The organism is Mesorhizobium sp. WSM4819 (assembly GCF_055811215.1).
In genome coordinates this window covers 122175-137545 of sequence record NZ_JBVVQO010000004.1, presented here as the reverse complement: position 1 = coordinate 137545, position 15371 = coordinate 122175, and the positions used below count along the sequence as shown (strand labels likewise).

Sequence of the window (15371 nt, the reverse complement as noted above, 5' to 3'; positions counted from 1 at the left end):
GCAATGGCAAAGGGGAATCACCAGGAAATACGCGGCAGGCCGCATAACCTGCTGGAGCACTACCAGCCGATCGACGGCGTCCTCGACGAGATGGTCGATGCATCAGGCAACCCCCGTCCGGTCTGGAAGGAGTTCATCGAGGCGCTGGAAGATCTGGGGCCTGAAAAGCTCGCCCAGCGCTTCGCCCGCGCCGACCAGTATCTGCGCGACGCCGGCGTCTATTACCGTCTCTACGATCAGGCCGGCGCCAATGAGCGCGAATGGCCGCTCGCGCATGTGCCTCTCCTGATAGAGGAGCAGGAATGGGCCGCGATCAGTGCCGGCCTGGTCCAGCGGGCCGAGTTGTTCGAGGAAACGATTGCCGATATCTACGGGCCGAGCCGCCTGGTCGAGAAAGGCATCCTGCCGGCGGGGCTGATCGCGGCCAGCCCGGAATATTTGCGCCCCGTCGTCGGCACCAGACCGGCCAGCGGCCATTTCCTGCATTTCTGCGCGTTCGAGCTCGGCCGTGGACCGGATGGCCGCTGGTGGGTGCTGGGCGACCGCACCCAGGCGCCGTCAGGTGCCGGCTTTGCGCTGGAAAACCGCGTCGCCACCACCCGTGCGCTGTCCGACGTTTATGGCGAGATGCATGTGCACCGCCTTGCCGGCTTCTTCCGTCGCTTTCGCGACGCGCTTAACGGCATGGCCAAGGGATCGGGCGGTCGTGTCGCCATCCTGACGCCGGGGCCACTCAACGAAACCTATTACGAGCATGCCTATATCGCCCGCTATCTCGGCATCATGCTGCTCGAAGGCGAGGATCTGACCGTCTCCGGCGGTCGATTGATGGTGCGCACGGTTTCCGGGCTGATGCCGGTCAGCGTGCTGTGGCGGCGGCTCGACGCCGCCTTCGCCGATCCGCTGGAGTTGCGGCCGGAATCGCAGATCGGCGCGCCAGGGCTGGTCGAGGCGATCCGCCGGGGAGCCGTCTCAGCCGTCAACGCGCTCGGCTCCGGGCTGATGGAAACGCGGGCGCTGTTCGCCTTCCTGCCAAAAATTTCGCGCGAATTACGGAGCGAGGAGCTTCTCTTGCCGAGCGTCGCGACATGGTGGTGCGGGCGGGACGCGGACCGTGACCATGTGCTGGCCAACCTCGACCGCATGGTGATCGGTCCAGCGCTGTCGACGCGGCTTGCCTTCGAGGATGACGATTGCACCAGGCTGGGCTCGGCGCTGGTTGCCGGGGAACGGGCCGAACTGATAGCCCGGATCGAACGGGACGGCGGCGCCTTCGTCGGACAGGAAGCGGTGACGCTTTCGACCACGCCGGTCTATGTCGGCGGCTGGCTTGAGCCGCGGCCGGCAGCGCTGCGCGTCTATCTGGCGCGAACGCCAGAAGGCTGGACGGTGATGCCCGGTGGTTTTGCCCGCGTCGGCTTTTCGCTCGACCCGACCGCAATCGCCATGCAGCGCGGCGGCCAGGCTGCGGATGTATGGGTGGTCAGCGACAGGCCGGTGGAACGCGAGACGCTGCTGCCCCAGGAGCACGACAGCTTCATCCGCACCTCGCCAGGCAGCCTGCCCAGCCGCGCAGCGGAAAACCTGACATGGCTCGGCCGCTACATCGAGCGATCGGAAGGCACGGTGCGCATCCTGCGCGCCTATCACGTGCGGCTGGCCGAAGCCTCCGACCCGGACATGCCGCTGCTTGCCGATATCAGAGACCATCTCGAACCGTTCGGCATCGACGTCGCGGCGGCGATCCCGCCAGGACTGATCGGCACGCTGGACAGCGCCGTCTACAGCGCCGGACAGATCCGCGACCGCTTCTCGCCCGACGGCTGGCTGGCACTGAAGGATCTGTCGAAGACCATCCATCAATTCGCGACAACGGTGGCGCCGGGCGATGATGCGACGCGGGCGATGACGGTCATCCTGCGCAAGCTCGCCGGGTTTTCCGGCCTGCTGCATGAGAATATGTATCGCTTCACCGGCTGGCGCTTCCTGGAGATCGGCCGGCGATTGGAACGCGGCATCCAGATCGCCCGCACGCTGGCCCGGCTGACCGGGGCTGCGGCGCCCGAAGGCGCGCTCGACATGATGCTGGAGATCGGCGACAGCGTGATGACCCACCGACGGCAGTATCCGGTGCAGGCCGGCAGGCGCACGGTGATCGACCTCCTGGTACTCGATCCGCTCAACCCGCGCTCCATCCTGTTCCAGCTCGAGCGGCTGAAGGCCGAAATCGCGCTGTTGCCTGCTGTCGGCGGCGAGGGGCATATGTCGCCGGCGGCGAAAGAGATACTGCAGCTCAATACGGCAATCGCCATCAAGGAGCCCGCGGACATGACGGCCAAGGCCCTGGACGATCTCGCCACCGAGATCGGCGGCCTCTATAACCGCCTCGCCCAGGCTTATTTCGGGTAAGGCCTATTTCGGCTAAGGACGGGACCCGGAGGCTGGCATGCACTACGACATCAGGCTCAATCTGCGTTACGACTATGATGCTGCAGCCGGCGGCGGCCGCCATCAGGTGCGCGTGCTACCGCCGACGATATCGGGCGTGCAGCGCGTGATCGCCGCTTCGCTGTCCTTCGCGCCGGCGCCGAGCGAACGCTCCGACTTTTCCGATTTCTTCGGCAACAATGTCACGTCGATCGCCTTTCGCGATGCCCATGATACGCTCGACATCAGGATGAGCGCGCGCGTCGCCGTCTCGCGGCCGGAACCCGGGCTTGACGTGTCGCCCGGCATTAGCCGGCTGCGGGAGCAACTCGAAGCGGTGCGGTCGCTGTCGCCTGATACACCGCATCACTTTCTGGCCGCCAGCGACCATGTCGGCGTCGATGCTGATATAACGGGTTATGCGCGGAGCAGTGCCGGCAGTTCTGTCGTCGGTACCGCCATGGACCTGTGCAACCGCATTCATCGCGATTTCACCTACGATGGCGAGGCGACCACGGTGCAGACCCGGGCGAGCGATGCTTTCAGCCTGAAGCGTGGCGTCTGCCAGGATTTTTCGCACATCATGATCGCCGGCCTGCGCGGCCTCGGTATCCCCGCCGGCTATGTCAGCGGCTTCCTGCGCACCATTCCGCCGCCCGGAAAACCGCGATTGGAAGGGGCCGACGCCATGCATGCTTGGGTCAACGTGTGGTGCGGGCGCGACACCGGATGGCAGGAATTCGATCCAACCAACGGCATGCGGGCAAGCAACGACCACATCACCGTTGGCCACGGCCGCGACTATTCGGATGTAGCGCCGATCGTCGGCGTCCTGAAGACGACGGGCGGACAGGTCGGCGAGCAGGCGGTCGACGTCATTCCGGTCGTGCTGGAAAAGGCATGACGGCAAGCGAGGCCGCGATCGATTTGTAGGCGCCGAAGGTAGACAGAGACGGCCCGTCGAACGCACATGCGGTGCGCTGACATCATTCTGAAGCCACACGCGGAACCAGCAGCCGTTGCTGCGCTTATCTACGGGAAAATTTCTCGTGGAGAGGACATGCTGGACAAATCCGGATCGTCGACTGGCCGGTCGGCTGCCAAGGAGGGTGCACCAAAAAACGGGGCGCCGAAGAATGGCGGAGAGGCCTCGGCCGATCGAGCCTCGCTCACCTATGTCACCGATACCGAGCCCGGTATCCGCCGTTTCAGGACCGGCAGGGGATTTTCATACAAAGGACCTGACGGGCAGGGCGTCGACGAGAACACCATGGCCCGCATCAAGGCGCTCGCCATCCCACCGGCGTGGACGGATGTGTGGATTTCGCCCGTTGCTGACGGTCACATCCAGGCGACCGGCCGAGACCAGCGCGGACGCAAGCAGTATCGCTATCATCCGCAATGGGCCGAGGAGCGCGACGGCGTCAAATATTCGAGCCTGGTTGCCTTTGCAGAGAGTCTGCCTGAACTGCGACGCCAGATCGACGCCGACCTGCGCCGTCACGGCCTGCCCTTGGAACGCGTTGTCGCCGCTGTGGTCTGGCTGCTCGACAACACGATGATTCGCGTCGGCAATGCCGCCTACGCCCGCGACAACAACAGCTTTGGGCTGACCACGCTGCGCGACCGCCATGTCGACATCAAAGGCTCGAGCCTGCGTTTCGCTTTCAAGGGCAAGTCCGGCAAGGAATGGAAGCTGAAGCTCGTCGATCGCCGGATCGCCAGGATTGTGCGCGGGGCGCAGGATCTGCCGGGCCAGAAGCTGTTCCAGTATGTCGACGAGGACGGAAGCAGGCGACCAATCCGTTCCGACGACGTCAACCGCTATATCAGGGAGACGGCAGGGGCAGATGTCAGCTCGAAGCATTTCCGAACCTGGGGCGGCACCATCCATGCGGCGTCGTTGTTTGCGCAAACCGAACGACCCGAAAGCCAGGCACAACAGAAGCGGGTGATGAACGGCGTCATCGACAAGGTGGCCGAGCGGCTGGGCAACACGCGCGCCATCTGCCGCAGCTGTTACATCCACCCACAGGTTTTCGAAGCCTGGTCCGAAGGTCGGCTGCTCAGCGAAATGGCGGATGCGAACAAGCGGAAGCGATCGATAGCCGGCCTTGATGACGAAGAAGCCGTCGTTCTGAGATGGCTGAAGGTGCAGGAAAGCTGAACCGAACAGAGCAGCCACAGGCCTTCATTGTGCTCGCAGCACGTGATTTTTTTATCGACGTTGTGTCGGGATCGGTCCTACTGTTTCGTCCTTTGACAGAGAAAAGGACGCACCCATGCTCTACGCAATCCTCTGCTATGCCTCCGAAGACGTCGTCTGCTCGTGGAGCAAGGAACAGGACGATGCCGTCATGGAAAAACTCCTGGGCGTGCAGGAAAAATACGCTCAGGCCGGCCGGCTTGGCCCGGTGGCGCGGCTGCTGCCGACGACCGCAGCGACAACGCTGAGAAAGGTCAAAGGCGAATCGGTCGTCATCGATGGCCCGTTTGCCGAGACCAAGGAACAGTTCCTCGGCTTCTACACGCTCGAATGCGCCGATCTCGACGAGGCCGTCGACTTTGCGCGCGAGCTTTCCGAGGTGAACCCGAGCGGCGGCTCCTACGAGATACGGCCGGTTTCGCTCTTCAATCCCGCCAAGGTTTCAGCATGACCGACCTTACCTGGATCAGCACAGCGATCAGCACCGCCCGCCCACAGGCGATGGGCGCGCTGCTGCGCTACTTCCGCGATCTCGACGCGGCGGAGGAAGCTTTCCAGGACGCTTGCCTGCGCGCTCTGAAGAACTGGCCGACAAACGGCCCGCCGCGCGACCCGGCGGCCTGGCTGATCTTCGTTGGCCGCAACAGCGGCATCGACGCGGTGCGCAAGCGTGCCAAGCAGGCGCCGCTGCCGGAAGAGCACCAGATCTCCGATCTGGAAGATGCCGAAACCGATATCGCCGAACGGCTGGACGGCGCGCACTACCGCGACGACATATTGCGGCTGCTGTTCATCTGCTGTCATCCCGACCTGCCGGCGACGCAGCAGATCGCCGTGGCGTTGCGCATCGTTTCAGGCCTGAGCGTCAAGCAGATCGCCCGCGCCTTTCTCGTCGGCGAAAGCGCCATGGAGCAGCGCATCACCCGTGCCAAGGCGCGCATCGCCGATGCCGGCGTGCCGTTCGAGACGCCCGGCGCGGTCGAGCGCTCCGAACGGCTCGCCGCGGTTGCCGCCATGGTCTACCTGATCTTCAACGAAGGCTATTCGACCAACAGCGGCGAGGCGCCGGCGCGCGCGCCGCTCTGCGAAGAGGCGATCCGGCTGGCCCGGCTGCTGCTCAGGCTGTTCCAGACCGAGCCGGAGATCATGGGCCTGACGGCGCTCTTGCTGCTTCAGCATGCGCGTGCGCCGGCGCGTTTCGACGAGAACGGCGAAATCGTGCTGCTCGAAGACCAGGACCGCAGCCTGTGGAGCCGCAAGATGATCGACGAGGGGCTGGCGCTGGTGGACAAAGCGCTGCGCCACCACAAGCCCGGTCCCTACCAGGTGCAGGCGGCGATCGCCGCCCTGCATGCGCGCGCGGAAAGGCCCGAGGACACGGACTGGAACGAGATCGAGCTGCTCTACAGCCTGCTCGAGCAGATGCAGCCGTCGCCGGTGGTGACGCTCAATCGCGCCGTCGCGGTCGCCAAGGTGCGCGGGCCGGAAGCCGCACTTGCCATGATCGAGCCGTTGGAACAAAGGCTTTCCGGCTATTTCCACTTCTTCGGCCTTAGGGGTGGCCTGCTGATGCAGCTCGGTCGTGGTGAGGAGGCGCGCATCGCCTTCGACCGCGCCATTGCGCTTGCCAATACGGCCGCCGAGGCCGCCCATATCCGCATGCACATCGACCGCCTGATGAAGGAAGGCGCCGTGCGGGGCGCGCAGGCAGCGCGCTGAGACGACTCGCTGGTTCAACGGTCTGCCTTTGGCTTAGACCATGCCGGGGTGGCGATTTTTCCCTGAAACGAGTAATGCCACGCCATGACAGCGCCTGATGTGCCGATCGGTGCAGGGACGGCATGGTGCAAGGGTGCATGTCCCAAAACCGCTGCGCACTTTGGGGTCAGGCCCGAGGGCATGCTTTTGGGCGACATGCATAGTTGAGCGACGGGTCTGAAAGGGAAAGAAAATGACGATTGCGAAGGAAACAGCCGGGCTGCTGGCGAAACTGGGCGTTGCCGAGGCTGCGCTTTCAGGCGGCGATCTCATCGTGCGCAGCCCGGTGACAGGTGAGCAGATCGCCGCGCTGAAGACGATCTCACCGGCCGGTGCGGCAGAGACCATCGACAGGGCGCATAAAGCCTTCCAGGCATGGCGGCTGGTGCCGGCGCCGAAGCGCGGCGAATTGGTGCGGCTGCTAGGCGAGGAACTGCGCGCGCATAAGGCAGAGCTTGGCCGGCTGGTGTCGATCGAGGTCGGCAAGATCCCGTCCGAAGGGCTCGGCGAAGTGCAGGAGATGATCGACATCTGCGATTTCGCCGTCGGCCTCTCCCGGCAATTGTACGGCCTGACCATCGCCACCGAGCGCCCGGGTCATCGCATGATGGAAACCTGGCACCCGCTGGGCGTCGTCGGCGTGATTTCGGCCTTCAACTTCCCGGTCGCGGTGTGGTCGTGGAACGCCGCGCTGGCGCTGGTCTGCGGCGACGCGGTGGTTTGGAAGCCGTCGGAAAAGACACCGCTGACGGCGCTCGCCTGCGAGGCGATCTTCAAGCGTGCGGCAGAACGTTTCGGCGACGCTCCGGAAGGCTTGATTTCGGTGCTGATCGGCGATCGCGCCGTCGGCGAAATTCTGGTCGATCATCCTGATGTGCCGCTGGTCTCGGCCACCGGCTCGACCCGCATGGGCAGGGATGTCGGTCCACGGCTGGCGAAGCGCTTTGCCCGCGCCGTGCTGGAGCTCGGCGGCAACAATGCCGGCATCGTCTGCCCGACGGCCGATCTCGACATGGCCTTGCGCGCCGTCGCCTTCGGCGCCATGGGCACCGCCGGCCAGCGCTGCACGACGCTCAGGCGCCTGTTCGTGCATGAGAGCGTCTACGACCAACTCGTTCCGCGCCTGAAAAAGGCCTATGAAAGCGTCTCTGTCGGCAATCCGCTGGAGACATCAGCGCTGGTCGGACCGTTGATCGACATGGCAGCCTTCGACAGCATGCAGCATGCGTTGAAGGAAGCCGCCGTTCACGGCGGCAAGGTCACCGGCGGCGCGCGGGTCGAGAATGGCCATCCCGACGCCTATTACGTTCGTCCGGCGCTGGTCGAGATGCCCGAGCAGGTCTCGCCGGTGACGGAAGAGACCTTCGCGCCGATCCTCTACGTGATGAAATACTCGGACTTCGACGCCGTGCTCGACGAGCACAATGCGGTCGGAGCGGGGCTGTCGTCGTCGATCTTCACCCGCGACCTGCAGGAATCCGAGCGCTTCCTCGGCGTCGACGGGTCCGACTGCGGCATCGCCAACGTCAACATAGGCACGTCGGGGGCCGAGATCGGCGGCGCCTTCGGCGGCGAGAAGGAGACCGGCGGCGGCCGCGAGAGCGGTTCCGACGCCTGGAAGGCTTACATGCGGCGCGCCACCAACACGGTGAACTTTTCCAAGGCGCTGCCGCTGGCCCAAGGCGTGTCCTTCGACATCGATTAGGAACGCCAGGGCTCCTCTTGTGGCGGCACCCATGAGCCCGGGTGGCTCTATGGAGCGGCTGATGTGGCCCACCCCATGTCGTTGAAACGTCATCCGTGCCGACCCATATGAGCATTGCGTCGGATGTTTTCCTCCCATTGCGTCCGGCGCGTTCCCCTCTGGAGGTTTTGAACCTTCATGCCTGGCCGGACTTTAACAGTCCGGCCTTTTTTTCTTTTGGCCCTGTGAAGCTGCGCTGCCGCGAGCGAGATGTAGAACCGCCGTAGGTCAGAGCATCCACGACCGGCAGGCCGTCGTGGTGCTGGCAGCGCGGACGGGCGCCCAACCGGCCTAGCCAGCCCAATGACCGAGAAATGGCCAATTTCGTCACGCTCGACAGCGGCTTGGCAGTAGGGGGTGCGACGACGGAAGCTGCCATTTTGTCAGAAAATCCACTAGTCTCGCTTGGTTTGCGAGGCGGCGAGAGATGCCCGACCTGAAACAGATGCCCGATATGAAGCAAATGAGATTGCTCGGCATCGTCGCCGCGACGGCGATCGGCCTGTATGTCTGTTATCTCCTGGCGTTGCCTTTTTTGCCCGCACTGACCTGGGCGGTGGTGTTGGCAATCATCCTGTATCCGGCTCGAGGAAAGGCTCAGGAACAAGAACCTAGCTGCACTGATGTCTGTCAGCATCGCGGCGGTGGCGGTCGGCCTGCCGCTCATCTTCGTGGCCCAGCAGCTTGTACGCGAGACGGTAAACGGCGCCACCTATATGGAGGAGGTCATCCGGGGCTGGAACACAGATGCCTTCATGTCGGGCTATCCCAGGCTTTCGGCGGTTGCCCAGTGGATCGAGAACCAAATCGATCCGGCCGGCACGGTCGCCGCATTTGTTCAATGGCTGACGGCACAAAGCACATCGCTGTTGCGCGGCTCGATCAATCAGGCCGTGATGTTCGTGCTGACATTCTATCTGCTGTTCTATTTTCTGCGGGACCGTGAATCCGCCCTGCGCGGGATCGAGCGTCTCTCGCCCCTGCGTACCGCGGAGACGGCATACACGCTGTCCCGCCTTGCCGAGACGGTCCATGCGATCCTGATAGGCACCGTGCTTGTCGCCGCTGTGCAGGGAACGCTGGGCGGCCTGATATTCTGGTGGCTCGGCCTGCCCACTCCGGTCTTCTGGGGCTTGGCAATGGGACTTCTTGCCATCGTGCCGGTGCTTGGCGCATTCCTGATCTGGGTGCCGGCAGCGATCTATCTCGCCCTGGAAGGGGCTTGGGCGAGCGCAGCGATCCTGACCGTCTGGGGCGGCGTGGTCGTCGCCGGCATCGACAATCTGCTCTATCCAATACTTGTCGGGAATCGGTTGCGGCTCCACACGGTGATCGCCTTTGTCGGTGCTGTCGGTGGTATCGTCCTCTTCGGAGCATCCGGGCTCGTCCTCGGCCCTGCGGTGATTGCGGTCACCGTCAGCCTCATTGACATCCTCAAGAAACGATTGAACGACCAAACCGGGGCGGAACTGACGCCAAAGCGCGACACAAAGCCATCACGTCAGTCGAGAGCCGCGCCTGGTCGCGAATAAGTACCGCTACGTGCCACGAGTTCGATTCGAGGCCTAAAGACGTGGAAGGCCGTATCACTCGCGAAAGGCGCGCTTACCCCCGGCGTCGACCCCTCCGAACCTGCAGCAAAGACATCGCGTCCCCGATGAAGCTTTGCAGGTCGATCCAATAATCGAGGCTGGCCGAGGCAAGCGGGTTGGCTTTCTGTCATGCGCCAACCGGCCTCATGGGGTGGAGTTGCAAGTCTGCGGCCGACCCGTGAAACCTCCAGAGGAGGTGGGGCGCAGTCCATTCGATCGGGTGCGGAGAAAAGCGTCGATCGGGTGGACAGTTTCCCGTTCGTCGTCCCATTATCGATGCCAGGCGTTTGGTGAGTTGTGGAAGCATGAAGATTGCATGCGTTGTAGGCGGCGGGTTTCTCTTTTATCGAGTACATCCGCGCCTTGTTGGAGAGCCAAATGCAGGAATTCCTTCTTTTTGCGATCGTAGGGTTTTTAGCTCAGGCTGTGGACGGCGCTCTCGGCATGGCCTACGGCGTGATTTGCTCGACAACACTACTGGGGTTCGGCGTGTCTCCTGCACATGCTTCGGCTTCAGTTCACGCGGCCGAGCTGTTTACCACGGCGGCCTCGGGTTCGGCTCACCTCTATCACCGCAATATCGACTGGAAGCTTTTCTGGCGGCTGATGCCGTTTGGCGTGCTCGGCGGCGTTCTCGGCGCTTTTGTGCTCACCTCGTTTGAGGGGGCCATCATGAAGCCTTATGTGACCACATATCTTGCGCTCGTCGGAGCCTGGCTCCTGTTCCGTTCCTTCCGACGGATACCAAGCAAGCCGGTCCCTGCAGCCGCGGTGCCTCCGCTTGGGCTTGGTGGTGGATTTCTCGATGCGGCAGGGGGTGGCGGATGGGGACCCATCGTGACGACGGGCCTTCTCGGTTTTGGCGGGACGCCCCGCTACGTGATTGGCACGGTAAATGCCACCGAGTTCCTTACCACGCTGTCGGTGTCCCTGACCTTCCTGTTTGCGTTATTGACCGGCCATTGGGCGGAGGCAGGAGCGCTGGCAGAAAATCTGATCGCCGTTGCCGGCTTGGTCCTTGGCGGGGTGATCGCAGCGCCGATGGCCGGATTGATGGTGAAGTCGATCGCAGAAAAGACGCTTCTCAGGCTCGTTGGCACTCTCATCATACTGCTGGCGGGCTGGCAAACCGCGCAACTCTTCGAATTGGTGTAACAGAGGCACATCGACCGTGCCGGAGACAAAAACTCAATTCCCAAATGGAACGAATAGGCGCCGTTGTTGTTTGGATGCCTTGGGCAACCGGAGGCCGAGTCGATGAGAAAATTGGTTGCAACAGCAGGGTTGGCGCTGGCGGTCGCGATGCCTGCAGCGGCTCAGGACGCCGCGACCGCGAAAGCCGAATTCGTCAACATGGCCGGCGAGAAGAACGGAACGGCCACGCTGACCGAGACGGCGCAGGGTGTGCTGATAGAGTTGGAGGTGACCGGACTGCCGGCGGGCGAATCGGTTGCGTTCCATGTTCATGAGACCGGAAAGTGCGATCATCAGACCGGCCATGACTCGGCCGGTGGGCACTTCAATCCGACGAAAGCCGAACATGGATATCTCGCCGGAAAAGGCCCGCACGCGGGCGATATGCCAAATCAGCGGGTCGGCGCCGACGGGGTTTTGCGTGCTCAGGTTTTCAACAGCATGGTCAAGCTGGATGGTGGGGAAGCGGCGATACGAGGCAAGGCATTGATGATCCACGGTGGGCAGGACAACTACAAAAGCCAGCCTGCCGGTGATGCCGGAAAACGTCAGGCCTGTGCCGTGATCGAGTGAGAAAACCCCAAGGGCGTAGCCGATAGATGATCTGACCGGCGCTACAGTTCGGCGGCCAGGCAGATGGTCGGAGCCTCTGGCATGAGGATAAGCCAGACGGTAAGCTCATGCGCCTGCAGAGGAACTGGCGACGCAGCCATTGCGCCGAGGTTGGCCTTCATTTGCGACTGCCGGATGATTGCATGAACGATACTTCTCCTATGGGTGTGCCCGCCACGGGCCTTGCCCAGTCAGCCATTTCCGCCCGCGGCCTGGTCAAAACCTTCGGCAAGCTGCGTGCCGTCGATGGTATCGACCTCGATGTGCCGCGCGGCATGATTTTCGCTATCCTGGGTCCGAACGGCGCCGGCAAGACAACTCTGATGCGGATGCTTGCGACGCTGTCGCGCCCCGACGCCGGCTCCGCGACCGTGATGGGGCACGATCTCGTGCAGGCCCCGCACGAGGTCCGTGCGGCAATCGCAATGACCGGGCAGTTCGCTTCGCTCGACGAGGACCTGACGGGCCGGGAGAACCTCGTCCTGCTCGCCCGACTCTGGGGTTTTCGCGGTCGCGCCGCGAAAGCCCGCGCGGACGACCTGCTCGCGGCTTTCGGCTTGTCCGACGCGGCGACGAAGCAGGTGAGGGACTATTCCGGTGGCATGCGAAGGCGGCTCGACATAGCCGCCTCGCTGATCGTCACGCCGGGCGTGCTGTTCCTCGATGAGCCGACCACAGGCCTCGATCCGAACGCCCGCAAGGATGTCTGGGGCATGATCCGCGGCCTCGCCGAGGCCGGCGTCACCATCCTGCTCACCACGCAATATCTCGAAGAGGCCGATCAACTCGCGGCACGCATCGCCGTCATCGACCACGGCAGGAAGATTGCCGAGGGCACCAGCCGCGAATTGAAGGCGGCCACCGGCTCCGGTTTTCTCCATGTCGCGCTCGCTGATGTTGCGCGGCTGGACCAGGCGGCGTCGATCCTGGAACGCCGGCTGGAGCACCCTGTCCAACGCAGTGCCGAGGGCGCCGAACTCTCCGTCCTTGCCGGCACGGCGAAGGCCGCCAACGAGGCGCTCGCCGATCTGGTCGCTGCCGACATCGAACTGTCGGATTTCTCCATGGGCCAACCCAGCCTTGAGGAGGTCTTCTTCGCGCTGACGGGCCAGCCGAGCCTGGGTGAAAGCCGGAAGGACGACAAGCCATGATCGACACAACATCCCTGCAGCGGCTGCAAAGGGTCGCCCGACCGAGGTCCCCATCAGCCCTTTCCAACGCGCTGGTCTTCGGATGGCGCGCGGTGCTGAAATTCAAGCATGTGCCGGAGCAGCTGTTCGACCTGGTGATGACTCCGATCATGTTCACGCTGCTGTTCACCTTCGTCTTCGGCGGTGCGCTCGCCGGTTCGCCTGGCGAATACCTGCAGTTCTTCCTGCCCGGCATCCTGGTTCAGACCGTGGTGTTCAACGCAGTCTATTCGGGCATGGGATTGTCGACCGACCTCGGCAAGGGCTTGTTTGACCGCTTCCGATCGCTGCCGATCTGGTCGCTCTCTCCGTTCGCCGGTCTGATGGTGGGCGACATCCTGCGCCATTTGATTGCCGGCTCGATCATTCTCATCATCGGGCTGATCCTCGGCTACCGGCCGGAGGCGGGCATCCTCGGCGTGCTTGCCGCCTTCGCCATGCTGATCGCCATAGGGTTCGGCATGGGCTGGGTATTCATCGTGCTCGGCCTGCTGATCCGCACGCCAACCACAGTGATGACGCTCGGCTTTACCTTCCTGTTCCCGCTCGTCTTCGCCTCCAACATCATGGTCGACCCCGGGACCATGCCGGACTGGCTGCGGGCCTTCGTCGAAGTCAATCCGGTGTCGCTGATGACGACGGCGCTGCGCGGGTTGATGGGTGGCGGGGCGACACTCAGTCAGGTCGTCCTCGCCCTGATCGCGCCGGTGGCGCTGACCGCGATCCTGGCGCCGACGACACTATGGCTGTATCTCAGAAGGTGAGAGGCGTAGCGGGAGAGGTATCCCTACGCGACATGAGCCGTGCGCGGCCTCGGCTTGATCGCGGTGGCGAGCAGCAGGCCGGCGACGATAAAGGCGGCGCCGGCGAGGTCGTAGTCGTGCAAGCTTTCGCCTAGGAAAAGATAAGCGAGCACGGCGACAAAGACAGTCTGCAGATAGAGCAGCATGCTGGCGCGCCCGGCGCCAAGCGTCTCGACGCTGCGGTTGTAGAGGTAATACATCAGCGCGCCGCCCGGGCCAGCGACATAGGCGAGTGCCAGAAGGCCGTTCGCATGCAGCGCCGAACGCTCGCCGGAAAACAGCTCCCAGAGATAGAGGGGCAGTGCGGCCAGCGCGCCGGCCCCCAGCAGCAGGACCACCGTCGGCAGCAGTTCGATGGCGAATTTGGCGCGACGCAGCAGCACGGTGTAGAGGCCCCAGCAAAACGCGCTGCCGACGATCCACAACTCGCCGGGATTGAACTGGAGCCGCATCAGCGCGGTAAGGTCGCCGCGCGCCACGATCACCACCATCCCGACCAGAGCGAGCAGCGCGCCAAGCGCCTTCCAGATGCCGAGGGGCTCGCCGAGCACGAAGCGGGCAAGCACCATGGTCATGATCGGCGACAGCGCCATGATGATGCCGGCGGTCGTCGCGTCGGTGTAATTGAGGCCCGTGTAGATCATGCCCTGACAGAGGGTCAGCCCGATGGCGCCGATGGCCAGCACCTCGATCGCTCGGGACTGGATCAGTGCGAGCATCGCCCCGTGATGATGATGGACGATAGGCAGCAGGATCGCGCAGGCGAGCACCAGCCGCCAGAAGCAGAGCGCCCAAGGCGGCATCTCGGGGGCGACCCACTTGGCTGCGATGTAGACGCCGGCGGACAGGAGCCAGCAGAGCGTCGCGGTGGAATAGGCGAGTGGAAGCGATGCGTCGGCTGTCGTCTTGGCTACACCAGGATGGGCTATCGGCAGCGATTGCATGCCCGTCTCCTCCCACCGCCGATCTTAGCAAGATTGCTGCGCCTTGCCGAGCCGCAATGTCAGCTATGTCACCACTCCCTGTGCGGCCTGTTCCGAGCGCAACATCCAGATGGTGGCGAGTGGCGGATACAGGCGTATCCTCATCGCGCTGAGCCGTGCCGATGCAGCGCGTGAGGCGGACAGGATCGCCGATTTAGACCCAGTCCGCGGCGGCGTGCGGCTGCCTCACCAGCTTGGTTTGCCACACATAGACAAAAAACGATTCAAAACCGCTGCGGAAAAACCCCCGTGTGCGATGTCGAGCGTAAGGTGGCCTCCCATGGCGCCAAGCTGATCAGACCGATCTCTGCTTACCGCCCGCTCATTCTTCAGGTGCACGTGTCGGCACGTATTCGCTCGCGTCGAACACGTGGTGGTGAACGCGTCCGGTGAACATATTCAGCAGCTCGCCGGTAACTTGGCGGCTTTCGGACCGGATGGGGGACTGAAGCGCCAATTCGCACGCCGTCATATCCGGATAGCGGATGGCCAGCGCCATTGCGTAGGCCGGGGCGCCTTCGTCGCGGATAGTTCCGTCGAGGATGCGGATTTCCTCGGCTCCGGGAAACTGCGTCCAGAGCGGGACAAGCCGGTCTTTCACGAACTGGCGGAACTCAGCTTCCCTGCCGCAATGGATTTCGCCTTCGAAGAGCGCGTATCGGATAATCATGGTGTCTCCGGGGTTTCGGCCTGCAACATTTCCCGGTGCGGCCGCGAGGCCGCGCGACCGCCGGATCGGTTGAGGTGGGCTGCTGTGGCCGGGTGAGTCGTGGGGGGGGGGGGGGGGGGGGGGGGCCGCCCCCCCCCCCCGCGGGGGGGGGGGCCGCCAAAAAAATATTTTTTTTTTTTATAAAAAAATTTT

At 63.6% G+C, this 15371-nt stretch carries 14 protein-coding genes; 11 read left to right on the top strand and 3 right to left on the bottom strand.

What is annotated here, in order from left to right; genetic code table 11:
• Window positions 1-3: 3 nt before the first annotated feature.
• From AC0L18_RS06015 to amaB, 6 genes are all read left to right on the top strand, one after another.
• Window positions 4-2409, top strand: a complete 2406-nt coding sequence (locus AC0L18_RS06015) for a circularly permuted type 2 ATP-grasp protein (RefSeq protein ID WP_473491040.1) — start codon at window positions 4-6, stop codon at window positions 2407-2409.
• 37 nt (window positions 2410-2446) lie between these two features.
• Window positions 2447-3331 carry a transglutaminase family protein gene (locus tag AC0L18_RS06010; RefSeq protein ID WP_473491038.1) on the top strand — a complete coding sequence of 295 codons (885 nt, stop codon included), beginning with the start codon at window positions 2447-2449 and terminating at the stop codon, window positions 3329-3331.
• Between the two features lie 156 nt (window positions 3332-3487).
• Window positions 3488-4594: a DNA topoisomerase IB gene (locus tag AC0L18_RS06005; RefSeq protein ID WP_473491037.1), complete on the top strand. Its 1107-nt coding sequence runs from the start codon at window positions 3488-3490 to the stop codon at window positions 4592-4594.
• Window positions 4595-4709: 115 nt separating this feature from the next.
• Window positions 4710-5084: a YciI family protein gene (locus AC0L18_RS06000; RefSeq protein ID WP_287064616.1), complete on the top strand. Its 375-nt coding sequence runs from the start codon at window positions 4710-4712 to the stop codon at window positions 5082-5084.
• Window positions 5081-6352, top strand: coding sequence for an RNA polymerase sigma factor (locus tag AC0L18_RS05995; RefSeq protein WP_091594781.1), 1272 nt, complete (start codon window positions 5081-5083; stop codon window positions 6350-6352). Before AC0L18_RS06000 ends, AC0L18_RS05995 begins: the two co-directional genes overlap by 4 nt.
• A 232-nt stretch (window positions 6353-6584) precedes the next feature.
• Entirely contained in the window at window positions 6585-8096 is a 1512-nt protein-coding gene (gene amaB, locus AC0L18_RS05990; protein WP_473491036.1) for an L-piperidine-6-carboxylate dehydrogenase, read from the top strand.
• Between the two features lie 175 nt (window positions 8097-8271).
• Here the strand turns inward: amaB and AC0L18_RS05985 are convergent, their stop codons facing one another.
• Window positions 8272-8742, bottom strand: a complete 471-nt coding sequence (locus AC0L18_RS05985) for a hypothetical protein (RefSeq protein ID WP_473491035.1) — start codon at window positions 8740-8742, stop codon at window positions 8272-8274.
• A gap of 16 nt (window positions 8743-8758) precedes the next feature.
• Here AC0L18_RS05985 and AC0L18_RS05980 point away from each other — a divergent pair, with 16 nt between their 5' ends.
• The 5 genes from AC0L18_RS05980 (at window position 8759) to AC0L18_RS05960 (ending at window position 13487) form a co-directional block, all read left to right on the top strand.
• A complete protein-coding gene (locus tag AC0L18_RS05980) occupies window positions 8759-9667 on the top strand; it encodes an AI-2E family transporter (protein WP_473491034.1) in 909 nt (302 codons plus the stop codon).
• A 438-nt stretch (window positions 9668-10105) separates the two neighbouring features.
• Window positions 10106-10882: a sulfite exporter TauE/SafE family protein gene (locus AC0L18_RS05975; RefSeq protein WP_473491033.1), complete on the top strand. Its 777-nt coding sequence runs from the start codon at window positions 10106-10108 to the stop codon at window positions 10880-10882.
• Between the two features lie 102 nt (window positions 10883-10984).
• Window positions 10985-11494, top strand: coding sequence for a superoxide dismutase family protein (locus AC0L18_RS05970; RefSeq protein WP_473491032.1), 510 nt, complete (start codon window positions 10985-10987; stop codon window positions 11492-11494).
• A gap of 182 nt (window positions 11495-11676) precedes the next feature.
• Window positions 11677-12684, top strand: a complete 1008-nt coding sequence (locus AC0L18_RS05965; protein ID WP_473491031.1) for an ATP-binding cassette domain-containing protein — start codon at window positions 11677-11679, stop codon at window positions 12682-12684.
• The gene (locus AC0L18_RS05960; protein ID WP_473491030.1) at window positions 12681-13487 is read left to right on the top strand and encodes an ABC transporter permease; all 807 of its coding nucleotides are present in this window, start codon (window positions 12681-12683) and stop codon (window positions 13485-13487) included. Before AC0L18_RS05965 ends, AC0L18_RS05960 begins: the two co-directional genes overlap by 4 nt.
• 23 nt (window positions 13488-13510) lie before the next feature.
• Here AC0L18_RS05960 and AC0L18_RS05955 read toward each other — a convergent pair whose 3' ends face one another.
• On the bottom strand, window positions 13511-14470 hold the full coding sequence (locus tag AC0L18_RS05955) for a DMT family transporter (RefSeq protein WP_473491028.1): 960 nt from the start codon (window positions 14468-14470) through the stop codon (window positions 13511-13513).
• Window positions 14471-14831: 361 nt separating this feature from the next.
• On the bottom strand, window positions 14832-15179 hold the full coding sequence (locus AC0L18_RS05950; protein ID WP_473491026.1) for a hypothetical protein: 348 nt from the start codon (window positions 15177-15179) through the stop codon (window positions 14832-14834).
• Between the last annotated feature and the right edge of the window lie 192 nt (window positions 15180-15371).